26 protein-coding genes are annotated in these 22,562 nt (G+C 46.8%); 16 read left to right on the forward strand and 10 right to left on the reverse strand.

What is annotated here, in order from left to right; translation table 11 throughout:
• Positions 1 to 150 precede the first annotated feature (150 nt).
• The 11 genes from GKG43_RS10675 to GKG43_RS10725 all read left to right on the forward strand — a co-directional run bounded on the left by GKG43_RS10675 (position 151) and on the right by GKG43_RS10725 (position 10,028).
• Positions 151 to 438, forward strand: a complete 288-nt coding sequence (locus GKG43_RS10675) for a DUF2325 domain-containing protein (RefSeq protein WP_050641292.1) — start codon at positions 151 to 153, stop codon at positions 436 to 438.
• Positions 439 to 632: 194 nt separating this feature from the next.
• Positions 633 to 1,847, forward strand: coding sequence for a GGDEF domain-containing protein (locus tag GKG43_RS10680; RefSeq protein ID WP_055152409.1), 1,215 nt, complete (start codon positions 633 to 635; stop codon positions 1,845 to 1,847).
• A 1-nt stretch (position 1,848) separates the two neighbouring features.
• Positions 1,849 to 3,054: a GGDEF domain-containing protein gene (locus GKG43_RS10685; protein ID WP_055152407.1), complete on the forward strand. Its 1,206-nt coding sequence runs from the start codon at positions 1,849 to 1,851 to the stop codon at positions 3,052 to 3,054.
• 292 nt (positions 3,055 to 3,346) lie between these two features.
• Entirely contained in the window at positions 3,347 to 3,712 is a 366-nt protein-coding gene (locus tag GKG43_RS10690; protein WP_050641279.1) for a DUF2089 domain-containing protein, read from the forward strand.
• Between the two features lie 83 nt (positions 3,713 to 3,795).
• A complete protein-coding gene (locus tag GKG43_RS10695) occupies positions 3,796 to 4,179 on the forward strand; it encodes a hypothetical protein (protein ID WP_050641278.1) in 384 nt (127 codons plus the stop codon).
• A gap of 22 nt (positions 4,180 to 4,201) precedes the next feature.
• Positions 4,202 to 4,465, forward strand: a complete 264-nt coding sequence (locus GKG43_RS10700) for a hypothetical protein (protein WP_025655387.1) — start codon at positions 4,202 to 4,204, stop codon at positions 4,463 to 4,465.
• 303 nt (positions 4,466 to 4,768) lie between these two features.
• A complete protein-coding gene (locus tag GKG43_RS10705; protein ID WP_055152405.1) occupies positions 4,769 to 5,491 on the forward strand; it encodes a phosphatase PAP2 family protein in 723 nt (240 codons plus the stop codon).
• Positions 5,481 to 6,515 (forward strand): lysylphosphatidylglycerol synthase transmembrane domain-containing protein, encoded by a 1,035-nt coding sequence (locus GKG43_RS10710; protein ID WP_055152403.1) that lies wholly within the window; start codon positions 5,481 to 5,483, stop codon positions 6,513 to 6,515. The genes GKG43_RS10705 and GKG43_RS10710 overlap by 11 nt, the downstream gene beginning before the upstream one ends.
• 21 nt (positions 6,516 to 6,536) lie before the next feature.
• Positions 6,537 to 7,205, forward strand: a complete 669-nt coding sequence (locus tag GKG43_RS10715; protein WP_050641275.1) for a CDP-alcohol phosphatidyltransferase family protein — start codon at positions 6,537 to 6,539, stop codon at positions 7,203 to 7,205.
• Positions 7,206 to 7,314: 109 nt separating this feature from the next.
• Positions 7,315 to 8,316 carry a phosphatidylserine decarboxylase gene (locus tag GKG43_RS10720; RefSeq protein ID WP_083487045.1) on the forward strand — a complete coding sequence of 334 codons (1,002 nt, stop codon included), beginning with the start codon at positions 7,315 to 7,317 and terminating at the stop codon, positions 8,314 to 8,316.
• A gap of 362 nt (positions 8,317 to 8,678) precedes the next feature.
• Positions 8,679 to 10,028 (forward strand): MATE family efflux transporter, encoded by a 1,350-nt coding sequence (locus tag GKG43_RS10725; protein WP_050641274.1) that lies wholly within the window; start codon positions 8,679 to 8,681, stop codon positions 10,026 to 10,028.
• On the opposite strand, the gene GKG43_RS10730 is transcribed toward GKG43_RS10725, so the two are convergent.
• The 4 genes from GKG43_RS10730 to GKG43_RS10745 form a co-directional block, all read right to left on the reverse strand.
• Positions 10,012 to 10,917, reverse strand: coding sequence for a HAMP domain-containing sensor histidine kinase (locus tag GKG43_RS10730; RefSeq protein WP_055152401.1), 906 nt, complete (start codon positions 10,915 to 10,917; stop codon positions 10,012 to 10,014). The genes GKG43_RS10725 and GKG43_RS10730 overlap by 17 nt on opposite strands.
• Positions 10,918 to 10,975: 58 nt before the next feature.
• Entirely contained in the window at positions 10,976 to 11,782 is an 807-nt protein-coding gene (locus GKG43_RS10735) for an ABC transporter permease (RefSeq protein WP_129879086.1), read from the reverse strand.
• A complete protein-coding gene (locus GKG43_RS10740; RefSeq protein WP_050641271.1) occupies positions 11,775 to 12,692 on the reverse strand; it encodes an ABC transporter ATP-binding protein in 918 nt (305 codons plus the stop codon). Before GKG43_RS10740 ends, GKG43_RS10735 begins: the two co-directional genes overlap by 8 nt.
• 77 nt (positions 12,693 to 12,769) lie before the next feature.
• Positions 12,770 to 13,444, reverse strand: coding sequence for a response regulator transcription factor (locus GKG43_RS10745; RefSeq protein ID WP_055152398.1), 675 nt, complete (start codon positions 13,442 to 13,444; stop codon positions 12,770 to 12,772).
• A gap of 270 nt (positions 13,445 to 13,714) precedes the next feature.
• Here GKG43_RS10745 and GKG43_RS10750 point away from each other — a divergent pair, with 270 nt between their 5' ends.
• Together GKG43_RS10750 and GKG43_RS10755 are read left to right on the forward strand one after the other, a co-directional pair.
• On the forward strand, positions 13,715 to 14,068 hold the full coding sequence (locus tag GKG43_RS10750; RefSeq protein ID WP_044926621.1) for a DUF134 domain-containing protein: 354 nt from the start codon (positions 13,715 to 13,717) through the stop codon (positions 14,066 to 14,068).
• A 95-nt stretch (positions 14,069 to 14,163) separates the two neighbouring features.
• On the forward strand, positions 14,164 to 14,568 hold the full coding sequence (locus GKG43_RS10755) for a NifB/NifX family molybdenum-iron cluster-binding protein (RefSeq protein WP_055152396.1): 405 nt from the start codon (positions 14,164 to 14,166) through the stop codon (positions 14,566 to 14,568).
• Positions 14,569 to 14,660: 92 nt separating this feature from the next.
• Here the strand turns inward: GKG43_RS10755 and GKG43_RS10760 are convergent, their stop codons facing one another.
• Positions 14,661 to 14,873: a helix-turn-helix transcriptional regulator gene (locus tag GKG43_RS10760; protein WP_129879087.1), complete on the reverse strand. Its 213-nt coding sequence runs from the start codon at positions 14,871 to 14,873 to the stop codon at positions 14,661 to 14,663.
• Positions 14,874 to 15,099: 226 nt separating this feature from the next.
• Positions 15,100 to 16,152, reverse strand: a complete 1,053-nt coding sequence (locus GKG43_RS10765; protein ID WP_129879088.1) for an ABC transporter substrate-binding protein — start codon at positions 16,150 to 16,152, stop codon at positions 15,100 to 15,102.
• Between the two features lie 189 nt (positions 16,153 to 16,341).
• Here GKG43_RS10765 and GKG43_RS10770 point away from each other — a divergent pair, with 189 nt between their 5' ends.
• Positions 16,342 to 17,355, forward strand: coding sequence for a hypothetical protein (locus GKG43_RS10770; protein WP_050641259.1), 1,014 nt, complete (start codon positions 16,342 to 16,344; stop codon positions 17,353 to 17,355).
• A gap of 173 nt (positions 17,356 to 17,528) precedes the next feature.
• Here the strand turns inward: GKG43_RS10770 and GKG43_RS10775 are convergent, their stop codons facing one another.
• Together GKG43_RS10775 and GKG43_RS10780 are read right to left on the reverse strand one after the other, a co-directional pair.
• Positions 17,529 to 19,157: a hypothetical protein gene (locus tag GKG43_RS10775; protein ID WP_129879089.1), complete on the reverse strand. Its 1,629-nt coding sequence runs from the start codon at positions 19,155 to 19,157 to the stop codon at positions 17,529 to 17,531.
• A 188-nt stretch (positions 19,158 to 19,345) separates the two neighbouring features.
• Positions 19,346 to 19,570, reverse strand: coding sequence for a hypothetical protein (locus GKG43_RS10780; protein ID WP_025655400.1), 225 nt, complete (start codon positions 19,568 to 19,570; stop codon positions 19,346 to 19,348).
• A 112-nt stretch (positions 19,571 to 19,682) separates the two neighbouring features.
• On the opposite strand from GKG43_RS10780, the gene GKG43_RS10785 reads away from it, so the two are divergent.
• Both GKG43_RS10785 and GKG43_RS10790 read left to right on the forward strand, forming a co-directional pair.
• Positions 19,683 to 20,417 (forward strand): phosphatase, encoded by a 735-nt coding sequence (locus GKG43_RS10785; protein WP_129879090.1) that lies wholly within the window; start codon positions 19,683 to 19,685, stop codon positions 20,415 to 20,417.
• A 220-nt stretch (positions 20,418 to 20,637) separates the two neighbouring features.
• Entirely contained in the window at positions 20,638 to 20,943 is a 306-nt protein-coding gene (locus tag GKG43_RS10790; protein ID WP_025655402.1) for a YerC/YecD family TrpR-related protein, read from the forward strand.
• Positions 20,944 to 20,954: 11 nt separating this feature from the next.
• On the opposite strand, the gene GKG43_RS10795 is transcribed toward GKG43_RS10790, so the two are convergent.
• Entirely contained in the window at positions 20,955 to 21,566 is a 612-nt protein-coding gene (locus GKG43_RS10795; RefSeq protein ID WP_055154867.1) for a DUF1836 domain-containing protein, read from the reverse strand.
• A gap of 94 nt (positions 21,567 to 21,660) precedes the next feature.
• On the reverse strand, positions 21,661 to 22,521 hold the full coding sequence (aroE, locus tag GKG43_RS10800) for a shikimate dehydrogenase (protein WP_129879091.1): 861 nt from the start codon (positions 22,519 to 22,521) through the stop codon (positions 21,661 to 21,663).
• Positions 22,522 to 22,562: the final 41 nt, after the last annotated feature.

Here is a 22,562-nt window from a genome sequence, read left to right on the forward strand (position 1 = left end):
TGAGAAAAAGTTTCCGTATATGTTATTGATTTTTTGGATAAAACCGGTTATGATATATATAAGTTAGTTTAAACTAACTAAAAATACAAAGCGTTAGAATATGAATCATAACATGGAAGAATTATGCAGAAAGTCAATAAGGAGGATTTTATGAGTATAGTAATAATTGGAGGACATGACCGTATGGTAGGTCAGTATAAAAAAATCTGTAAACAGTTCCACTGTAAAGCAAAGGTATTTACCCAGATGTCTGCGGCGCTGGGAAAACAGATTGGCAGTCCGGATCTGATCGTGCTCTTCACGAATACTGTATCCCATAAAATGGTGAAATGCGCTGTGGATGAGGCAGGAAGATGCAATGCAGATGTAATCAGATGCCACACAAGCAGTAAGAATGCACTCGAAGAAATATTAGGGGGCGTCTGTGGCAACGCATAATCACCAAGAATAGTTTATATGAAGATGGCGTTCGGATTATTGAAGTCCGGACGCTTTTACGTTGCAGTGATATTCGGCGGCCAAAGGGAGATAAGATTGTGTTTTCCATTTAGGTCTGATATAATAAATCCTGTTAATATGAACAATGTATAGAGAAAAGAGCTGAGAGAAACGCAGAAGAAGGAGGGATTACATTGCCATTTCCGATCTACCTTGGCTGGGGGCTTCTGGTGCCCGTCGTTTTATCCCTTCTTTTTGCCTGTTTATCAGAACACGCTATGAGTACTTTGGGATACAAGCAAAAGAATACGGTACTGAAGCGGATTTTGAACTATCTCCCCGCTTTTCTTTTGTTTTTCTTTTGGGGAATGGTCAATATTCCTCTGCCCTTGTTTTATATTTTGGCATATGGAGGGAAACTCTCCCGGCTGCTCCGCAACAGCCGGTATCGCTCCCAAGAACTTTTTCTGATTAATCTTACCCATTTGACAACTATGGCGCTGCATATGATTCTGGTTGGTACCATTTCACTGGCGACAGGGATACAGATGAACGAGCTTTTGCAGCAGCCCTCCTGGCGGATTGCCACAGCCGGCGTTGTATTGGCTGCGAATAGTTTGACTGCCTGGCTGATCCCGCGCTGGGGTATGATACTGGAGGTACTCCGCACGCAGTCGGAGAGCGAGGAAGTCCGGCCATTTATGATATTTCTCTGGTTCTGTAATATTTTCCTGCTGCTGGACAGCGTGCTGTGCATTGCAGATATCAGCTGGGGGCTGCTGCCGCTTTTTTTAGTCGGAAGCACGCTGCTGCTGGAGTTTTATCTGATCAGGTTCCTCAGTCATTTCTACCGGATTCTGAAGGTACATTATCTGGAGGAGGAGCACCATCATCTGATGGAAAGACTGGAAGAGCAGAATCGGACGGCTGCTGAACTCCGCAGTAAGATCGTTCTGGACTCAATGACCGGAATCTTTACACGGCGCTACGCCACGGAACGAATAGGATTTCTTCTGCAGGAGAAGGAACCGTTTTCTCTTGTATTTATAGATCTGGACCTCCTCAAACAGATTAATGACCGGGAGGGCCATCATGCAGGGGATCTCTACCTTATACGCTTTGCAAAAGAGCTTAGTTCCTGCCTGAGAAAGGCGGATGTATTTGCACGGGTAGGCGGGGATGAGTTTATTGTCATGCTGCCCGGATGTTCTCTGGAAGCAGCGGAAAAACGGATGAAATCCATACGTATACATATGGAGGAGCAATGCAGGCCCTCATTTTCTTTCAGTTACGGAATCGCTTTTGTTACAGACAATTATAACGGCAGCGTAGAACAAATCTTACACCGGGCTGATCAGGCGATGTATCTGGATAAACAAAAGAGGAACGGATCAGAGAGGAGAGAATGAGATGCTTTTGCTGATCACGGCTGCGGCTTATTACTATTTTAACTGGCAGTATTTTTCGATGGCCGGAAAGCTTCGTCAAATGCAGGAAAGACGCGTCCGGTTCGTCCTGCTCAGTTTTATCCTCAATTACCTGTTCTTCGTTGCCTGCAGTGTGTTAGAATTCCCATTAATTGTAAACTGGTTTCTGTTCGCGTTTCTTTTGTTTTTTGAAACGCTTATCTTCGGTAAAGGAGATGGAAAATGTGCGCTGTTCAGTACACTTACGGGGATTATCTATGGACTTTCGGCCAATATTTTCTGCCGAAGTATCATTGCGGTTATGTTGAATCTGCCTCTGCAGCGCTTTGATAACCATATAACGAATGCTGATAATCTGAAGGGGTTACCCGTGCTGTTGGGATTTCTATTGGCGGGCGCCATCATGCATGTATTCAGCACAGTATTTATTGAGCGGCTTCGCCTAATATTAAGCCATCCCCAGCATCATGCATTTCTGCTGGAAATGATGGCAGGACTCTTTTTTTATCTGTTCCTGAATCTGCTCCTGTACTCTACACCACTAAACGATCTGCTATTGAAGGTATGGAGCATCAAATCCTGTCTATTCAGCGTGATTGGGTTTTATATTGCCGTACGCTATACGGTCCGGATCTGTGAGCTGGACGACTATCGGGAGAAAAACTTGCATATAGAACAGGAACTGAGGGAGCAGGAGTGGGAAGCACAGTACCTGCGGCGGCAGGCGGCTATTGATTCTCTGACCGGGCTTTATAACAGGCAGTATGCGGAGGAAACCGTCAATGCAATGCTGGCAGAGGGCACCCGCTTTGCCTTATGCTTTCTGGACCTGGACGGCCTCAAAACTGTCAATGACCGACATGGACATGAGGAGGGGGACCGCTATATTCTGACAGCAGTCAGGGAGATCCGCAGTGTCTGTCGTAACAGCGACTCCCTGTTTCGCTATGGAGGCGATGAGCTTCTGCTTCTTCTTGCCGGCATGAGGGCAGAAGAGGCTGAGAAGAAGGCGGAAGCGATCAATGACAGGCTGCGAAATCTTGCAGAAGAAAGTGGATTTCCCTACCCGCTTTCTTTTAGTTATGGTATTGTTGAGAGTACGGAGATCTCCGATTGCGAGTTGCTGATCCGGGAGGCGGACCAAAAGATGTATGCGCAAAAAAGGAAAAAACGTATGGCGCGGGAGTAAAGATATTTAGATATAAAAGCAGCTTAGATATAAGACCCAAGTCTCTGTAAATGAAGTAAAATCAGGGCTGAGATCTACTATGGTGGATTTCAGCCCTGGCTTTTTTAAATACCTTGTGCTGCAGTTTTACTTCAGCCGCTTCTGTGATGGTAAAACAGGACAGTAAATAAAGAAAAATAAAAAAACAAGACAAGATAATTCAAATATTTAATATAAAAATTAAAATAATTAATATTTGTATTGAATAATCTAAACATAAGTGCTATATTATTAACAGAAAGGAAGTGGATATATGAAAAAAGTCATTAGCCAGTGCCCGGTCTGTGACGGGGAACTCAGTGTTGTGCGTTTGAAGTGTGCCAAGTGCGGGACAGTGATAGAAAATGATTTTACACTCAGCAAGTTTGACTACCTGTCGGCCGAGGAGCTGCATTTTACCGAGACATTTATCAAGTGCCGGGGAAACATCAAAGAAGTGGAAAAGGAACTGGGAATCTCTTATCCCACTGTGAGGGCGAAACTGGACGGCGTCATTCAAAGGCTTGGGTATGAGAAGGATGCGGCACAGGACGAAGAGATGCTCCTGCGGGAGGCTGTCCTTAAAGCATTGGAGCAGGGCGAGATCACCGCGGAGGAGGCGATCCGCAAGCTGAAGTAAGTAATAATAAGCAGGCAGGGGGAGCGGTAATACAAACTCTGCAGAAAGAATTCATGATAATAGACGAAAAATCGGAGGTCATTATGGACGAGAGATTAAGAATTTTAAAAATGGTGGAAGATCGTACGATAACCGCGGAGCAGGCGGCAGAGCTTATGAAAGCGATGGGAGTAGAGGCGGAGCAGACGACAGCTGTTGCGCACAGAAGCTATGACAAGAAGATGTTCCGCATCATTGTGGACAGTACTGCGGGAGATAAAGTAAACATCCAGTTCCCGGTTGGCGCAGTGAAAAAGGTGCTCAAGGCAACCGGAAAGCTTCCGCTGCCGGAACAGGAACTGCAGGGGATGGATTTATCTTCCATTATGGATGCCGTATCCGAGTGCCTGGATGAAGAGGTTGAAGGCGATTTTGTGAATGTCAGTGCGGCAGACGGTACTACAGTCAGAATCTATGTGGACAAATAGCAGGTAAGCGAGGATATGTATCATGATGGTAGTAGTCAGATCAAAAGATGTAAATCTTAGAATTCCGGTTCCCATGGGGATGGCGTCACTTGCGGTAAAAGTTATACCGGAAGCTGCTTTCCGGCAGATGCGCAGGGATGTGCCCCCGCCCTATGATGTGTTGATTACCAGACAGGTCCTTGTGATGCTGCTGGACGAATGCATGGATATACTGAAGGAAAATAAGGGACTCGAAGTAGTACATGTGGAGGCAGCAGACGGAACCTTTGTTTCTATTAAGCTGTAGGATTTTGTAGATATGAAGTGAAACAGAGACGTTTTACCGTTACTATGCATAGCCCATAGGCCGTGCATCGTAACGTTTTACCGCCCGAAGTATATGATCCTGCGGGGATTGTACACTCCGGGCGGTATTTTTCGATTGAAGATTATTATAAAAATGTCCCTGGTTAAACCACACCTTTAATATGGAAGATTTTCCAGAATTCTTAAAAATTTATTAGGATTTATGAAAGAAACGGATAGAAGAGGTGCAACTTTCCAAAAGTCTGTTATAATAGCAATAGACTGAAGAGAAAGGGAGACTGTTATGGGGAAAATATCCGGAAAAAGAAAACCGGTTGTACCACAATATGCGGTGTTCCCGCTGCTATCCTGTGTGATCCTGAACTTTATAGTTTATACCGGCACGGATTTGCTGGCGGGATCATGGAAACATTATGACTTAACGCTTCCCATAGACCGGGCGGTTCCTGTTATTCCGGGATTTGTTGCCGTCTATCTGGGGTGCTATGTGTTCTGGATTGTGAACTATATATTAATTGCACGGCAGGGGGAAGATCACTGCATCCGGTTTGTGACAGCGGATATGCTGTCCAGGCTGGTATGCGCATTTTTCTATCTCGTGCTTCCCACCACCAATGTCAGGCCGGTGCTGTCCGGCGGCGGGATCTGGGAGACGCTTCTGGGAATGGTGTACGGGGTGGATGACCCGACCAGGCTGTTCCCCTCCATCCACTGCCTTGTGAGCTGGTTCTGCTATATCGGTATCCGGGGGCAGAAGAATGTGCCGAAGGCATACCGAGCCTTTTCCTGCCTGTTTGCGCTGCTGGTCTGTGCATCCACGCAGTTTACAAAACAGCATTACATAGTAGATGTGATCGGAGGGATCCTGCTGGCTGAAGGTATGTACCGGGTGGCATTCCACACACAGCTGTACCGTTTTCCAAAACGGGTATTTGACATGCTGGACAGAAAATGTTTTCGCAGGCGGGTGACGTCTGCGGGAAAGCAGGTGGGCTGTGACGAGTAAAAAGAAAAAGATTGTAAATATCGTCTTTCTCCTGGTCGTATTTGCATTGACGATCTATAGTGTATTTAAAGGGGAGGACCTCCGGGCCGTGATTAAGGCCATCCTGCAGGTAAATCCATGGTATCTTCTTCCGGGAATACTGGGAGTGGTTGTATTTATCTGGGGAGAGTCCATCATCATCCATTATATGTTCGGAACGCTGGGGATCCGGGAGAAGAAGCGGACCTGCTTTTTGTATTCCTGCGTTGGGTTCTTTTTCAGTGCCATTACCCCGTCGGCCAGCGGCGGGCAGCCGATGCAGATATATTACATGCGGAAGAATAAAATTCCGGTTCCTGTCTCGACATTGGTGCTGATGATTGTTACAATTACATATAAGTCAGTATTAGTAGCTGTTGGATTGTTTGTCGCCTTTTTCCAAAGGGGATTTGTACATAAATACCTGGAAGGAATTCTGCCGGTATTCTACCTGGGGGTAGGGTTGAATGTGGCGTGCTGCATAGCTATGTCAATTCTGGCATTCCATCCGGCTCTGGCGAAGGGAATTATGATGCGGTGCCTGAGAATACTGGAGCGTATCCATATCATGAAGCACAAGCCGGAGAGAACTCAGAAGCTGGAGAATTCCATGGATCAGTATAACGCGACGGCAGCCTATCTGCGCAGCCATGCCAGAGTCATGGTCAATGTCCTTCTGATTACATTTTTTCAGCGATTCGCCCTGTTTTTTGTAACATGGTTTGTGTACAGGTCTTTTGGACTTCACGGGGCTCATATATATGATGTCGTTATGCTCCAGGCAGTGGTATCAGTATCGGTCGATATGCTGCCGCTTCCGGGAGGCATGGGAATCAGTGAGAATCTATTTTTGATTATCTTCAAAGGGGTATTTGCAGCGGGTCTTCTTCTGCCCGGGATGGTACTAAGCCGCGGAATTGCGTACTATGTACAACTGTTGCTCAGCGCGGGAATGACGCTGTTCGCGCATTTGACGATTGGCCAGAAGGCAGCAGATAAAATATAAACAAAGGAAAAGAGAGAAAACATGATTGGATTTTATAATTATACGGTGGTATTAACCTATACAAGCCTTGGCATATCCGTATTCGGGATGACGCAGGCGATTCACGGAAGATTTAAAACGGCTATTATCTGCCTGGCTTTATCCGGACTCTGCGATATGTTTGACGGGAAGATTGCCCGGGCAAAAAAGGACAGGACCGAGGACGAGAAAGCATTTGGGATTCAGATCGATTCCCTGTGTGATGTTGTCTGTTTTGGGGCATTTCCGGCATTGATCTGTTATCTGCTGGGCGTACGGGGGCCGATCGGTCTGGCAATTATTATCTTATATTGTATCAATTCCGTGGTCCGGCTTGCGTTTTTTAATGTAATGGAGGCTAAGAATGCCCTGGTATCGGAGGACGGGGAAAAGTTTTACCGGGGGCTTCCGATTACATCCATGGCCATTGTTCTGCCGCTGGTATTTATGATTCAGTTTTTCGTACCGGACTTTGTGTTTCGGATCTGCCTGCATCTGGCGCTTTTGGTCGTGGGCATCCTGTTTATCGTGAATTTTAAACTGAAAAAGCCGAAAAACATGACATTGGCGGTTATCGTGGGCGTTGTTGCCGCAGCGGTTGTGATTATGCTGTTCTTTACACGTTACAGAATCAGTTTTCACCCGGGCTGGCCCTGGATTGTAAGGCGGTAATGGAGAAACAAAACGCGTAGCTTAAACGAGAAGCTTACAGGAATACGGCAGAAAGGAAATCCCCGGGAAGCTGATATGGATATAACAGGCGGGGATGCAGTGATTACATATGAAATATATCGACAGAGACGGCAATATGACCGAAGAAAAGAACGGGCAGGACAGTCTGCTTGAGTGGCTTTATACCCACAGGAGCGGAAGGATGCTCGTCGGCCTGCTGGTGAGGCCGGGGATTTCAAGAGCAGGAGGATGGCTGCTGGACAGAAGATGGTCCACATGCCTGATTGATCCTTTTGTGAAAAAAAACGGTATCGATCTGTCCTGTTATGTGGATCAGAGATATAAGTCCTACAATGAATTTTTTACGCGGGAGATCAAACCGGGAGCACGTCCGCTGGAAGGCGGGGAAGGGACGCTGATCAGTCCCTGTGACGGGAAGCTGAGTGTATATCCGATTACTGTAGAAGAAGGGAAGAAGAGCAGATTCTGCATCAAAGATACCGAGTATACGGTGGAATCGCTGCTGCGCTGTGCGAGTCTGGCTAAGCGCTATGAGGGCGGCTGGGCCTGCGTGTTCCGTCTGACGGTGGATGATTATCACAGATACTGCTATGTGGATGACGGGGAGAAGTCAAAAAATTACCGCATCAGCGGCATTTATCATACAGTAAATCCAGCGGCAGGGGATGTGTATCCAATTTATAAAGAAAATACGAGGGAATATTCACTTCTAAAGAGCAGGCATTTTAAGACTGTGCTGATGATGGAGGTCGGCGCGCTGATGGTGGGACGTATTACGAACTACCATGAGGCATGTCGGGTCAAGAGAGGTGAACCTAAGGGGCGGTTCGAGTTCGGAGGGTCCACCGTGGTTCTGCTTTTTCAGAAAGATGCGGTAGAACTGGAGGAACGGCTGATTCTCAATACCCGGGCAGGATGCGAAACAATCGTAAAAATGGGTGAACGGATTGGAATGGGGGGACGCTCCGCCAAAGGAGAGACAGGATGCGTCTGTAAAAGAAGACAGGGGGGCTGGAAACGGAATACGGCAGCAAGCTGGAGTAGAGCAAAAAGGAAGGAAAACCAGGGCAGACCTGGGCACAGTACCTGAAGCCTTGATGGCTTCAGGCCCTGGGGCCAGGGAGATATGTGATTTGTGATCACATATCTCACCCTGGTTTTTCTTCCTTTTTACTCAACTCCAGCTAACTGCCGTAAAGACGCTTCCAGCCCCCCTGTCTTCTTTTACAGATGCATCCTGCCTCTCCTTTGGCGGAGCTGGGCGCTTCCGGGCGGTAGAGCAGGAAGGGCTGGAGGGGATATGGGGAGTTTTCGTAATCGTTTAGATTTGCCTGAGTTTTTACGAGTTTTCTTTGTATAAGGAAGAGAAGGGAATTTATGATAGAAAAATATTTGGTTCAGGCGTATAATGAATAGCGTTTAGCAATATTTTTTGTTTATGAGGTGGTGGGAATGGTTAAGGATCGAGCGTTTTATGTGAATTTTTTTAAGATATATAGTGCGCTGGTGCTGCAGAATGTGATTACTTTGAGCGTGAATCTGGCAGATAATCTGATGCTGGGGGCTTATAGTGAGACTTCGTTGGCCGGGGTTGCGGCGGTGAATCAGATTCAGTTTATTTATCAGCAGCTGTTGATGGCGCTGGGGGACGGGCTTGTTATTTTCTGCAGCCAGTACTGGGGAAAGAAGCAGGTGGGGCCGATGAAGAAGATTGCGGCTTCTGCCATGCATGCGGCGCTTGCTGTCGGGGTGCTGCTTTTTGTTTTGGTCAGTCTGTTTCCTTACCGGGCATTGGGGATGTTTACGACGGATCAGGCGATTATTGGTGAAGGCGTGAAGTATCTGGGGATTATTCGGTTTACATACTTGCTTTTTGCTGTTACTCAGCTGCTTTTGGCGGCTCTGCGCAGTGTGGAGGTGGTGCGGATCGCTATGTGCCTTTCTGCAGTGACATTTTTTGTGAACTGCGGGATTAATTATGTTCTTATCTACGGACGCTTCGGAGCGCCGGAGCTGGGAGCCAGAGGGGCGGCAATTGGGACTTTGATTGCCAGAATCATAGAATGTGCGGTTTTGATCGTCTTTGTAGTGAAAAAGGAGAAGAGGCTGAACCTGAAATTGCAAGATTACCTGCAGTTTGACCGGGTTCTCTGCAGGGATTACTTCAGGATTACAGCGCCCATGCTGGTGGTGCAGGGGCTTTGGGGCCTGAATACGGCTCTGCAGACCGTAATACTGGGACATATGACTGCTGCAGCGATTGCCGCTAACAGTGTGGCATCGACCCTCTTTATGATGGTCAAATCCATGGCAGTGGGCGCGGCATCCACCGCTTCTATTATTATTGGCAAGACCATCGGGATGGGAGATATCAAAGTGGTGAAACAATATTCCATCCGGCTGCAGAAATTGTTTCTGGGAATTGGGATTGTTTCCGGGATTATTCTGTTCTTTATTAGAATCCCCATCCTGAATCTGTATGAACTTTCCGCTTCCACGAAGGAGATGGCGAATACATTCCTGCTTATCCTGAGCGTGGTGATCGTGGGCATGTCTTATCAGATGCCCACGAATAACGGAATTATCCGGGGCGGCGGCAATGCAATGTTTGTTGTGAAAATGGATCTGGTCAGTATCTGGATGATTGTAATTCCGCTTTCCTTTATTATGGCATTCGTCGTAAAAGCATCCCCGGCTGTGGTTGTATGCTGTCTGAATGCCGACCAGATTTTCAAATGTGTGCCGGCTTTTCTGGAATCACATTATGGAAATTGGATACGCAAGCTTACTCGGGACGCTTAAAGAGCGTATTTTCCTGCTGCAGTGTGATCCGGATTTTTAATACATTTTGTTCCAGAACTGCATCGGCCGTTCCGCCCATCTTCTCCGTCATTTCCCTGACGATTGCAAGCCCCAGTCCGGAGGAACCCTTGCGGCGTGCCCCGTCTGCCTTATAGAACCGGTCAAATATCTGTTCCACATCCATCTGAGTATCTTCGGCGACAGGATTTTCAAAAGACAGCACGCTGCCGGCCTGCTTCACTGTAATCCCGCCGGTCCCGTGCAGAAGAGCATTTTGAATCAGATTGCGGAAAATGCGCGTCAGGCATTCTTCATCCGCCATACCCCGGACTCCTTCATCTTCGAATTCCACGACTGGTTCAACTCCCTTTTCTTCAAACTGCCGGTACATACCCACCAGGCACTCACCCAGCAGAGGAAGTATCTGTACTGGCTGGATAGAAAGTTCAAACTCACTGCTGGATAGCTTCGTGTACAGGAACAATTCCTCCAGCATATCTTTCAGCTCTTCCAGCCGGTCCTGGCTGACGGTCAGATACCGGTCTCTTTTTTCACCATCCGTGCACTCCATTCCCATCTGAAGATACCCCGCTGCACTTGTCAGCGGGGTGCGGATATCATGTGCCAGGGCGGAAATGTTCTGCTTCAGCCGTTTTTGAGCCTTGTCGTACTGCATCTCTTTCTGGCGGCTCAGTTTCATCACCAGATTCAGTCTGCGGCACAGTTCCACGAAAGCTTTATCCTTACGATTTACAAACAGTTCCATGTGGCTGCCCTGGGCCAGTTCATCCAGCTGCCGGCAGACGGACCGGATTTCCAGGCGGTAACGGATGCAGCGTATCAGCAGAATCACTGCGGCGGCACCAAAGGCCAATGTGAAGATTATCATATGAACATACCTCCTGTTACTTATCTCACAATCTGGGCAGACTTACTCCGGACGCCGGTCAAATATCTTTCTTACTTAAGGCGGTTCCTGCAATTACCATATACACAATCAGGAACACAACTCCCACGGCAAATCCCGCCAGGTCTGCAGGACTTTGGTACACCTCCGGCGCGTCCCGCAGGCTGAAGTATAACGTATATTTCAGCCAGCCATTCGCGTGAAAGAGCCCAAGGAGCGCATTCAGCAGGGTGGCGATTACTCCGCTTGCCACCAATACGGCTGCAAGAATTCCGGCTGCAATACTGCGGGTGAGCATACATACCAGGAGAACCAGCGCCAGCATTGCCATAGTCAGAACCCATGCCTGAGCCAGGAAAAACAGCACAGAACTGAATCTGGTAACAGGAATATTCCCGCCCATTAACAGATTTACTAAAAAGGTAAACAAATAAGCCGCAGCAAGATAGATAATATCTAAGATTGCGAAGGAAAGTAACTTACTCCCAACATATTTCCAGCGGTTTACATGCACGGACATAATGTTTTTAATAAATCCATTTTTATAATCAGCACACACAAATATAGTAAAATATATCGTGAGTACAAGGGCGAAAAATCCGCCGTCCATGTTGGACTGTCTGAATACCAGAAGAAGATTAATCTCCCTGAACAGGGCTTTTGCTTCCTCCACCTCTACAAAATCCATCATGCCAAGTCTGCTTGCGGCCGCCTGTCCTGTGGGTGTGAGCATCAGAAAGAGAAGAAAATAAACAAGTGCGATTGTCGCCAAAATTATGCCCAGGCAGATATAAGCAGCCTTGCCTTTTCTCATCCGGTATAGATCCATACGCAGTAAATTAAGCATTGCGGGCACCCCCTTCCATCTTATCCAGAAAGTATTCTTCCAGATTCATGTGGTGGAAGCCCGAGGAATACACCTGGACCTGATTGGTGACCAGCAGCTGGATCAGCCATGCGCTGTCCGTGAAACCGTAGATGCGCAGGGTCTGGTTATCATAAACTTCCACACCGGCATCGCTTAGATTCTCGGAAATAACGGGAAGCGCACGGTCCACATTATCCACTTCAAGCTGGAAATAATCGCGGCACTTTTCCTCCAGTTTTTCCCGGCTGATCTGTTCAATCATCCTTCCTTCACGAATGATCCCATAGTGGGATGCGATTTTACTCAGTTCGCCGAGAATATGGGAGCTTAAAAGTATCGTTTTGCCTTCCTCATTCAAGGTATTCATCAGTTCCCGCAGTTCCCGGATTCCTTCCGGGTCCAGTCCGTTGATCGGCTCGTCCAGAATCAAAAGATCGGGATTCCCAAGGAGCGCAAGGGCGACTCCCAGTCTCTGCTTCATTCCCATGGAAAAATGTTTTACCTTCTTCTTACCTGCATTGGCAAGTCCGGTTATTTCCAGTACTGAATCGATATTCTTTGGGTCGGCCAGCCCCATGCATTCCGCCTTCATCCGCACATTATCCCGTGCCGTCAGGTCGTGGTGCAGTCCGGCTTCCTCAATCAGCACGCCCATTCTTCTGCGGACCATTGGTTCATTTACATTCCTGCCGAATAGTCTGGCCTCCCCATGTGTTGGGCGCACCAGTCCGCAGAGCATTTTCAATGTGGTGGACTTACCGGAACCGTTCGGTCCTATCAGCCCATATACTGCCCCTGTCTTTACCCGCATATCCAGCTGGCTGACCGCGTCTGTGTTTCCGTATGTCTTGCAGAGCCCTTTTGTCTCTACAGCGTATTCTTCCTTCATAAGCTTAACTCCCTTTACATGTTTTTGATTATGGCATCATTATAAAACGCAAAGTTTTATAAAGTGCTCAAAAATGTTTAAGAAAGTTTAAAGCCTAATCCCCAGACCGTCTGGATATAAGAATCCGTTCCGCTGTCTTTCAGCTTGGAGCGGATATTGCTGATATGGACATTAATCGTCTTATCCTCTGCAAGATACTCCTCACCCCAGGCATATTCATAGATCATTTGCTTAGAAAACACCCGTTTCGGATTCCGCAGGAACAATTCCATGATCAAAAACTCATGGCTCGTAAGCTCGATGGGAACTCCGCCCGCCGTCATCTCATGATTCGCGGGATTCATCGTCCATTCCCGATAAGACAGAATCGTCTCATCCGTTCCTGTCTCAGGCTGCCGTCCGCGTTTGCGGAGCTGAACCTGGATCCGGACCAGCAGCTCCGGCAGTTCAAAAGGCTTGCACATATAATCATCCGCCCCCGCCTTTAGCAGCTCAATCTTACTATCCAGCCCATTTTTAGCCGAAAGCACAATCACCGGAACCCGGTCTGCAAAAACTTCGATCAGCTCCTCCCCCGGGATCCCCGGCAGCATCAGATCCAGAATAACCAGATCAAACTCCGACATAGAAAAAAGCAGCTTCCCTTCGCTCCCCGAGAAGGCCTGGGAGCAGCAAAATCCCTCTCCGTTTAGATATTCACAAATCATCTGATTAATATCAGAATCATCCTCAACAATAAGAATACGATACATACTGTTACACTCCTTAACCTGCCGGTATATTTTGAATCTGCCGGCAATATACATACACGATAATCATACCATAAAATCCCGAAGAACACCAAAAAACCTGCAGGAAAAGGATGGATGCCTCAACCAACATGTTTTCGTACGGTCTGCGCAGTAAATGTAACAGTTCAGACAGGCCTGAATTGTCACTGGATATTTGACATATTTGCCGGCAAAGTATAAAATTCTTATTAGAATGGTTCTCTGAAGATAATGGAAGGTAAGGTGGTACATATGGGAAGACCAATGAAATGCAGGCGGATATGCCAGATGCCCAAAGTGGATGAGTTCATCCCTTCAGGTGCTGGATGCGATGAAATAATAGAAATGACCGTAGATGAATACGAGACGATCCGCCTGATTGATCATCTTGGATATTCACAGGAGCAGTGTGCTCAGCAGATGAACGTAGCCAGAACTACGATCCAGGCAGTTTATGACTCAGCCCGAAAGAAACTGGCGGATGTGCTTGTGGAGGGGAAAAAGCTGAAGATTGGGGGCGGATCATATGAAGTGTGCCCGAAAGCATCCGGATGCTGCAGAAGGCAGTGCGAACATGCCAAGTGCAAAAACTCTGTGCAGGAGTGAGAAAAATATAATCAGAATACTAAAATACAAAAGTTATTGACATATGCCGGAAATAGGTGTACAATTTTGTTACAAAATCATTGGGAGGTATAGAGATGAAAGTAGCAGTTACCTATAAAGACGGAGAGATATTCCAGCATTTTGGCCATTGTGAGCAGTTTAAGATGTATGAGACAAAAGAGAACCGTATTGTTTCCTCAGAGATTGTAAGTGCGGTCGGGAGCGGACATGGAGCACTGGCAGGATTTTTGAAAGAGCACGATGTACAGACCCTGATCTGCGGAGGAATCGGCGGAGGTGCACGGATGGCCCTGGCAGAGGCAGGCATTGAATTGTACCCGGGAGCAGAGGGGAATGCAGATGCCTGTGTTGAAGCATTGCTGCAGGGTAATCTGGCGTACAATCCGGATACAATGTGCAGTCATCATCACGGCGAAGGACATGACTGCGGAAACCACAGCTGCGGAGAAGACAAACACGGGTGTGCAGGAAATCACTAAAACAGGAAAATCTTCATGGAAAAGACCAGAACTGAGCGGGATCATTTCCATGGAGATTTTTTGTTTCGGGGGGAAAGTACTTTTGAACCGAGCTATTTCCTGCTGTGTCCTACAAGTTCGTCTAAAGAAATATCGAACAGATCTGCAATTTTTACAAGTTCGTATATATCAGGAACGCGTTTGCCAATCTCATAATTGGAAAGCGTCTGCCGCTTCAAATATAACTTTTTTGCCATCTGTTCCTGGGTCATCCGGTTTTTTTTGCGCAACGTCTTTATATTATTGCCAATTGTATTATGTGACATATATGATCAATCCTTTAAACAATTTTTTGAGATAGGTTTCATAAGCTTATAAGCTATAATGTATTATATAAATAATGTATACTTATAAGTATATGATATCAGTTCTTAACTATAAATACAAGTAATGTTTTGCGGGAATAGGACGCAATGAAACTGAGGAGCCATTGCGCCAGCAGAAGATTCATCTGCTTTTGCAACGGCTCCCTATTCACCCATTCAGACTGTATTATTTACTTGCATTTTCTGCAAATTCTGTGGTAACAAGGTCTTTATAAGGCGCACGTGTATCGAGTTCGCCTGCACTTTCCAGGATATCCTGCAGCAGATCCAGGCTGCTTTCCTCGAATACAAGATTATCTTTCCATGTATCCTGATCGTAATATCTGGTTACAATTTTTGTGATCGTCTCCAAATCTGTTTCCGGGAATTGGGGTTCAATGACTGCTGCAATCTCTTCCGGTGTGTGTGACTGTACGTAATCCATGCCTTTCTGCAGAGCATTTACAAAGCCCTGGATGACGTCCGGGTTCTTTTCTATAAAGCTCTTCTTTGCACTGTAGGCCGTATAAGGCACATACCCGCTGTCTTCGCCAAGGGAAGCGACAACGTAACCCTTGTTCTCTGATTCCAGTGTGGTTGCCCCGGGTTCAAATTCAACGGTAAAGTCTCCCTGTCCCTCGGCAAAGGCAGCTGCTGTGGAACCAAAGTCAATACTCTGGTTGATCTCCAGGTCAGCGGACGGGTCGATGCCGTTCTGCTTCAGTATATACTCAAACACCATTTCCGGCATTCCGCCTTTTCTTCCGCCAAGTACGGTACTGTCCTTGATGTCATCCCATGAAAAATCAGGCATTTCTTCCCTGGCAACCAGGAAATTTCCTGCGCGTTGTGTCAGCTGTGCGAAATTGACAACGTAGTCATTGGCACCTTCGTTGTAGGTGTAGATTGAGGCCTCGGATCCCATAAAGCCGATATCGGCTTCCCCCGACAGGACAGCGGTCATGGTTTTATCAGCACCAAAACCACACACCAGATCCAGATTGATCCCTTCCTCCTCAAAATACCCTTCTTCGATAGCTACATACATTGGCGCATAGAAAATCGAATGCGCTACCTCATTCAAAGTGACATCGGTCATTTCAGTTTCGGTATTCTCTTTTTGTGTTTTTGATGTGGCTTTACCGGATGTTTCTTTTTCCTCTTTCTGTGAACCGCAGCCGGCCAGCAGCGCCATTACCATAACGGCTGCGAGCGTTGCGGCAAGTATCCGCTTTTTCATAAAATTCCTCCTGTAACAATTCGGTCTCTTATACTATATGAAAAAAAACAAAATTGGTGTATCTGATCAGAAACATCAGCAGCCGCAAATTGGTTTATATTAGCCGGAAGGATAGCAATTTTCAGCAACCTCTGCTATGATAAAAGTAACAGATGCAATAGAGGCATGATTCAAAAAAGAGGAAAACATATGAGAAGAGAAGCTGATTTAACTGCATGGGGAAAACTGTATGAAACCGCAGGGAAAATAAAGGCTCTGGAGCCCTGGAAGGATTTTTGGGACATGGATTTAATCATCGTGTGCCCAAAGGGGAAGAAAGTTCCTTACTTTTGCAGTATCATGGGACACGGCGGTGTCTGCTGCGGGATAAGCGTTTATAAAGGCGAAGAAGGACTCCGGGATTTTGATATGCTCACGATGGCTGATGTAGGGGGGATTCCTCTGGATTATGCGATGTATGAACAGAACAATCTGACCTGCTACTGGGGAGACCGGGAGGAAGTGGGGACAAAGCAGAAAAAAATAATCAAAGAACTGGGCCTGAAATTCCGCGGAAGAGGACAGTGGCTCTTTTTCCTCTCTTTTAAAAAGAGATATACCCCATATCTTCCTGATGCAGAGGAGGTTGAGGAACTGACTGGAGTCTACGAGGGTCTTTTGGCTATCCTAGAGGATTACCGGCAGAACCACATACCGGTGGATTACGAGCAGGGAGAATATCTCTGGAGCATCTACAACAAAAAAGAGAAAAGATGGAAAAGCGAGATACATGCCCTTCCCTATGAACCGGAGAGTGCGATTGGCATTATCGAACTCAGCGATGAGATATTGAAAAAAAAGCTGCAGAAGTGTCCCTCCGTGGAAGGTGAGTTACAGATGGATTTTCTCTATCTGAACAACAGCACCATAGAAAATGAATATGACCGGCCGATTAACCCGCTGCTGTTTCTCGTAGTAGACGGCGAAAGCGGAATGATCCTGAACGTGGAACTGCTGGATCCGGAAGATGAGGAAATAGATTTTATCCTGAGTTTCTTCATTGATTTCACGCAGCAATACGGCAGGATAAAGACAATAAAGGCGAGAAATCCTTTAATCTACTCTGCGCTTGCAGATATCTGCCAAAGATGCAGTATCGAACTGACGAACGGAGATATGGCTGAGATCGACGAAGCCATCCAGGATCTGAAGGATCATCTTTAAGAAAATAAGTAAGGTTCTCCCATCTTCATAGGCAGAGAGAGGAATCACTAAAATCAAGATTAACGGCAGGCAAAGAAGCTATGCGGTCTTAAAATAAAATGCTCCCATCCGGGCAGAACAGAGTGCGGTTGAATACCGTCTGTCAGCCCGGATGGGAGCATTTCTAGGATTTTTTAATAATTATCGTGATCCTCCTCAAAGGGATCATCGTATTCATCCTCATAATCTTCTTCATCGCCTCTTCTGGAGGTAATCGTCAGTACAAGGAAGATAACTGCCAGCACAGCGCCGGCAATGGCGCCATACAGAAGCCATTTATCGTTTCCGCGCATCAGGAAGGCAAAAACGGCGCTTCCGATATAGAAGATCAAAGGAAGCACAAATGCGAATATCGTGCGCTTTTTCTGCATAATCAGAAGAAGCAGTCCGGATACAAGCATGCAAAGTGCAAGCACAATATATATGGTTCCGGTGGTAGCATTACTGCCCGCCGATATATTATTCAATCCTGCCATGAAGCCTTTATATGCGAAAAATCCAAATGCCACAATGGATATAATTCCAAAGATGATGCGCAGTGTTCTGAATTTGGGCTTAGGCTCTTCCTGATTCACAGGGGTTCTTTCCGGCTGCGAAACCGCTGTTCGGGCAGCAGAAGCTGCAGCGGGTCTCTTAGCAGGCTGCCTCTCTAAATCAGAATCCGGCCTCTTTTTCTTCACCGGTTTCCGATTTGGATCTGTGGAAAGCATATCTTCATAACTCTGTTTTACTGTCTGTTCTTTTTTCGCTCTTATTTTTTCAGGAGGAATATTGCCGTATTTCTGAGAGCTGTTTCCGGACGAAGCAGTGCTGCCTGCAGCTGCAGGCCTTCTCTGCGCTGGTCTGGCTCCAGCAGGGGACTGCTTTTTCACGGGAGCAGCGGGAGAGCCGTCGGAAGCAGCAGGTCTCTTTGCGGCGCCGCCGGGTCTGCCGTCGGGAGCAGCTGGTCTCTTTGCCGGAGCAGCGGGTCTGCCGTCGGGCGAAACAGGGCTTTTTGCCGGAGCAGCTGGTCTGCCGTCCGCAGTAGCAGGTTTCTTTCCCCCTGGAGCGGGTTTGTCATCAGGAGCTGCGGGCCTCTTTGATGTAGGCACAGGCTTCCCATCGGGAGAAGCAGGTTTTTTCGCTGAGGCAGAAGGTTTTCCGTCAGGAGAAACAGGTTTTTTCGCAGGAGCAGCAGTGGCTCCGTCAGAAGAAGCGGGCCTTTTTGTCGGAGCGGCAGGTTTCCCGTCGGGCGAAACAGGCCTTTTTGCCGGTGAGACTGGTTTCCCGTCGGGAGAGGCGGGTTTTCTGACCGGAGCAGTTGTCTTCCCGTCCGGAGAAGCAGGCCTCTTTGTCTGGGAAACCGGTCCGCCGTCAGAAGATGCCCTTTTTGAAGGTGCTGCGGCTGTACCCTGAAGAGTGCCGTCTTTTTTCGGTGCAGCCGGGTTTGAATTCGGAACCGCTGCCTTTTTGGCCTGGGACGGTTTAGCGTCGGCTGTCTGTGCATTGGCCGGTCTTGCCTTTTGCGGAACTTTATTATCGGCTGCCTGGGGCGCTGCTTTTTTCACAGAAGCTTTCCCGGATTCAGATGGAACAGTTGCATTTTTTGTATGATCAGAAGCGCTGGTATTCACCGCTTTTTTTTCTCTTTGTTTGTCCAGATTCCATTGCTTTCTGCAGTCTCTGCAGATTGCGTATTCGTTAAAGATAGGTTTACCATTCTCATCAACGCCTACTTGCTTGTTCTGAAGTTCAACGTCTTTACCACATTTCGGACATCTCATTTATGCATTCCTCTCTTTCATAGGTAGATTAACAATGGTTTTATTATAGCATTTTGTCAGGGGAAGAACAAGGAAAAATGCTATATCTTGCTGTTTTATGTCGAAAACACGTTACAGGACACATGATTTGGGCTGTAACGAAAACACCGCCATTGTATGAATGGCGGTGTTTTTTCGGGAAATACTATTTAGTAATTGTTATCGTGAGGCGGTTGTTCTGAAGCATTGGCATGTGTGGATGACTTGGCCTTGATAACAGGGGGCTGATACTGGTACAGATCATTATAGGCTTCCAGTTCTGCGTCAGACATCGGGAGAGAGGGGATCAGGCCCGTACAATCCATAGTTGATGCCGCATTTGACAGATAATCATAATCATCAATGATTTTTTCATTTTCTTTATTATTTAACATGAAATTCACCTCATTGATAGTATGTACGAAAGTAAAAATTGTATTCTGGAAGAAATATGGTATACTTAGAAACGTATGGAAAAATTAATGTGAAAAGAAAAGGGGGACGAATATGAAATTTGTAGCAGATACGCACGCACATACGCTGGCCAGCGGCCATGCATACAGCACGATCCGGGAAATGGCGGCGGCAGGAGCTGCTAAGGGCCTTCAGGCGCTGGCAATAACAGAACATGCACCCGAGATGCCGGGCACCTGCAATTTCATTTATTTTCAGAATCTGGATGTTGTCCCGAGGGAAATGAATGGGATGCAGATGCTCTTTGGAGCTGAGCTGAATATCATGGATCCGGATGGAACCGTGGATCTGCCGGAAAGCATCTGCCGGGACCTGGATATTGTAATAGCAAGTATCCATCCGCCCTGCTATGGGAAGGGCCGCAGTATAGAAGAAAATACAAGGGCGTACATTGAAGTGATGAAGAAACCCTATATCAATATTATCGGACATCCGGATGACGGGCGTTTTCCCGTAGATTACGAGGCCCTGGTGAAGGCGGCCGGTGAGACTAAGACGCTGCTGGAGCTGAACAACGCATCCCTGCGCCCCCAGAGTTTCCGCCAGGGAACCCGGGAAAATACGCTCACGCTGCTGGAACTCTGTAAACAGTACGGTGTTCCGGTCACAACGGGAAGCGATGCACATGTAGATGTGGATGCCGGGAATTTTCGAAATATACTGGACATCCTGAAATACTGTGACTTCCCGGAAGATCTGATTGTAACCACGGATTTTGAAAAGCTGAAGCCTTACTTAAACCGTTACAGCTCTCAGGGAAGCCTTTAAACGGCTGTGACAGTTCAGTCAGACCAGAGCGGAGCAAAGACCTGTATGCCTGCAACCACTATGTTTTCGTACGGTCTGCGCAGTAAATGCACAGACCGGTCTTAACTTTTACCGAGTGTAATCTTAAAACTGTATTAAACGTGATAAAAAGGTAGACTTTACAAGTTTAGTGTGCTAAAATGTAACGGTAGTCATTTGACTGATAAAGGAGATCGGTAGTATGAGTAAAAAGATAAGAACAGAGGCGGTAGATTATCTGTTTAGTGCCATACTAAGTCTGGAAAACAAAGAAGAGTGTTATACATTCTTTGAGGATATCTGTACCATCAATGAATTGTTATCACTCTCACAGCGCTTTGAAGTAGCGAAGATGCTGAGAGAACAGAAGACTTATCTGGAAATTGCAGAGAGAACCGGGGCTTCCACAGCAACCATCAGCCGGGTGAATCGTTCACTGAATTATGGGAATGACGGATACGACATGGTATTTGAAAGGCTTGGAAATAACGAAAAAGAGGATGCGTAAGCATCCTTCTTTTATTTTTTAGGCTGTTTGCCTTCTGAACGGGGCAGTTCGTCGATGATCTTTTCAATCAGCAGTTTTTTGACATACACATCAAAGCTGAGACTGCAGATAAAAGAAAACAGATGCAGATAACTGCGGTCATCCTCGTCCGCGTCAGGAAATGATTCCTCGGCTTTTTCAAAAGCCGCCCTGATCTCTTCCTGCAGCGGGTTGATCTGGGCCTTTTCCATCGCACAGATCGCTTCATAAAGCTCGGTCATGTCGAGTGTCTCCCCATCAGAGAAGGCCTTGTCTGTGATCGGCTTCAGCAGCGTCTCTATATCTTTAATAGAAAGAATGTTCTTAAAATAGTAGATAAAAATCAAGACAAGCACATGCTCCTTCGTGTACTTCTTCTTGACAGGGGGAGGAAGGAGATTGTTCTTGGCGTAATTGTTGATCATGGTTTTTGTGAGAATCTTATCCTCATGATAGCGTTTTGTCGATGCAAGCTGAGCATCCATGAAAGTCGTGACCTGATCCATATATAAATCTATATTGGGGATGTCTTCCGGATGAATATAATCAATGCGGGAGATACTTTCTAAAATACTGTTCAGCATATCATTCGTATTAATTGTCATATTATCACCTCAATGACTTTATTATATAGTAATCAATACTAGATGGCAAGCATTTTTAAGAGTAAAATGAATAAATTCATTTTGCACTATTATGTTAATCCACTGCTCGGAATTCATTCTCCAAAGTTTGATACATAACGTCAACGGGGGCGGGCATGCCGGTCCAGAATTCAAAATTTAAAGCGCCCTGCCGTACCAGCATCCCGATCCCGGTTATAATTTGGGCTCCACGGGTCTGCGCTTCTTTCAGAAAGAGCGGCATGACCGGATTGAAAACTACATCGCATGCGATCATATTTTCAGTGATACTCTCGTAGTTTATATCTGGTTTCTGTTCCACATTAGGATGGAGGCCAATGGAAGTTCCCTGGATCAGAATCTGGGTCTTTGCGGGAATATCCATGCCAGGTGTCCAGGGAAGGTACTCGGAATCAGTGCCCGTCTGTGATGCAATCAGTTCTGCCAGTTCCCTGCCTCTTCCCTCATTACGGTTAATAATCAGGATCTTTTGGGCTCCGGCAAGGGCGCATTCTACTGCAATGGCACGGGCAGCCCCGCCGGCTCCAAGGATGGTGACGGTCTTGCCCTCGGGGGAAACACCCTTATCTTTGAGGGCCAGGACAAAGCCTTTCCCATCTGTATTTTCTCCGATCCAGGTTCCGTTATTATTGATCACGGTATTGACAGCGCCGATAATCCGGGCAGCCTCTGACAGCTGGTCAAGGTAGGGGATAATCGTGATCTTATGGGGCATGGTCAGATTTACCCCTCTCATATTGACTGCTTTTGCACCGAGAAAAGCCGCCTCCAGATCTTCGGCTCTGACCTGCATGGTTATGTATCGGTAATTGAGATTCAGGGCCTCATATCCGGCCTCCTCCATTACGCCGGTGGGATTTCCATCCACGGGATCCCCAAAAACTCCGGTAAGTTCAGCTCTATAATTTTTTTTCATATAATAACACGTCCTTTCTGTAAAAAATCTGAAAGTGTCAG

This window comes from Eubacterium sp. BIOML-A2, from assembly GCF_009680135.1.
GTDB lineage: Bacteria > Bacillota > Clostridia > Lachnospirales > Lachnospiraceae > Faecalicatena > Faecalicatena contortus_B.

Excerpts from the sequence above, each read along its gene's own strand:
- GKG43_RS10685 (WP_055152407.1), top strand. The coding sequence starts at position 1,849 with ATGCTTTTGCTGATCACGGCTGCGGCTTATTACTATTTTAACTGGCAG.
- GKG43_RS10760 (WP_129879087.1), bottom strand. The coding sequence starts at position 14,873 with ATGTCACATAATACAATTGGCAATAATATAAAGACGTTGCGCAAAAAA.
- GKG43_RS10735 (WP_129879086.1), bottom strand. The coding sequence starts at position 11,782 with ATGCTTAATTTACTGCGTATGGATCTATACCGGATGAGAAAAGGCAAG.
- GKG43_RS10730 (WP_055152401.1), bottom strand. The coding sequence starts at position 10,917 with ATGATAATCTTCACATTGGCCTTTGGTGCCGCCGCAGTGATTCTGCTG.
- GKG43_RS10795 (WP_055154867.1), bottom strand. The coding sequence starts at position 21,566 with ATGACAATTAATACGAATGATATGCTGAACAGTATTTTAGAAAGTATC.
- GKG43_RS10690 (WP_050641279.1), top strand. The coding sequence starts at position 3,347 with ATGAAAAAAGTCATTAGCCAGTGCCCGGTCTGTGACGGGGAACTCAGT.
- GKG43_RS10715 (WP_050641275.1), top strand. The coding sequence starts at position 6,537 with ATGATTGGATTTTATAATTATACGGTGGTATTAACCTATACAAGCCTT.
- GKG43_RS10780 (WP_025655400.1), bottom strand. The coding sequence starts at position 19,570 with ATGTTAAATAATAAAGAAAATGAAAAAATCATTGATGATTATGATTAT.
- GKG43_RS10740 (WP_050641271.1), bottom strand. The coding sequence starts at position 12,692 with ATGAAGGAAGAATACGCTGTAGAGACAAAAGGGCTCTGCAAGACATAC.
- GKG43_RS10695 (WP_050641278.1), top strand. The coding sequence starts at position 3,796 with ATGGACGAGAGATTAAGAATTTTAAAAATGGTGGAAGATCGTACGATA.
- GKG43_RS10675 (WP_050641292.1), top strand. The coding sequence starts at position 151 with ATGAGTATAGTAATAATTGGAGGACATGACCGTATGGTAGGTCAGTAT.
- GKG43_RS10770 (WP_050641259.1), top strand. The coding sequence starts at position 16,342 with ATGAGAAGAGAAGCTGATTTAACTGCATGGGGAAAACTGTATGAAACC.
- GKG43_RS10700 (WP_025655387.1), top strand. The coding sequence starts at position 4,202 with ATGATGGTAGTAGTCAGATCAAAAGATGTAAATCTTAGAATTCCGGTT.
- GKG43_RS10750 (WP_044926621.1), top strand. The coding sequence starts at position 13,715 with ATGGGAAGACCAATGAAATGCAGGCGGATATGCCAGATGCCCAAAGTG.
- GKG43_RS10745 (WP_055152398.1), bottom strand. The coding sequence starts at position 13,444 with ATGTATCGTATTCTTATTGTTGAGGATGATTCTGATATTAATCAGATG.
- GKG43_RS10755 (WP_055152396.1), top strand. The coding sequence starts at position 14,164 with ATGAAAGTAGCAGTTACCTATAAAGACGGAGAGATATTCCAGCATTTT.
- aroE (WP_129879091.1), bottom strand. The coding sequence starts at position 22,521 with ATGAAAAAAAATTATAGAGCTGAACTTACCGGAGTTTTTGGGGATCCC.
- GKG43_RS10705 (WP_055152405.1), top strand. The coding sequence starts at position 4,769 with ATGGGGAAAATATCCGGAAAAAGAAAACCGGTTGTACCACAATATGCG.
- GKG43_RS10775 (WP_129879089.1), bottom strand. The coding sequence starts at position 19,157 with ATGAGATGTCCGAAATGTGGTAAAGACGTTGAACTTCAGAACAAGCAA.
- GKG43_RS10720 (WP_083487045.1), top strand. The coding sequence starts at position 7,315 with ATGAAATATATCGACAGAGACGGCAATATGACCGAAGAAAAGAACGGG.
- GKG43_RS10790 (WP_025655402.1), top strand. The coding sequence starts at position 20,638 with ATGAGTAAAAAGATAAGAACAGAGGCGGTAGATTATCTGTTTAGTGCC.
- GKG43_RS10765 (WP_129879088.1), bottom strand. The coding sequence starts at position 16,152 with ATGAAAAAGCGGATACTTGCCGCAACGCTCGCAGCCGTTATGGTAATG.
- GKG43_RS10785 (WP_129879090.1), top strand. The coding sequence starts at position 19,683 with ATGAAATTTGTAGCAGATACGCACGCACATACGCTGGCCAGCGGCCAT.
- GKG43_RS10725 (WP_050641274.1), top strand. The coding sequence starts at position 8,679 with ATGGTTAAGGATCGAGCGTTTTATGTGAATTTTTTTAAGATATATAGT.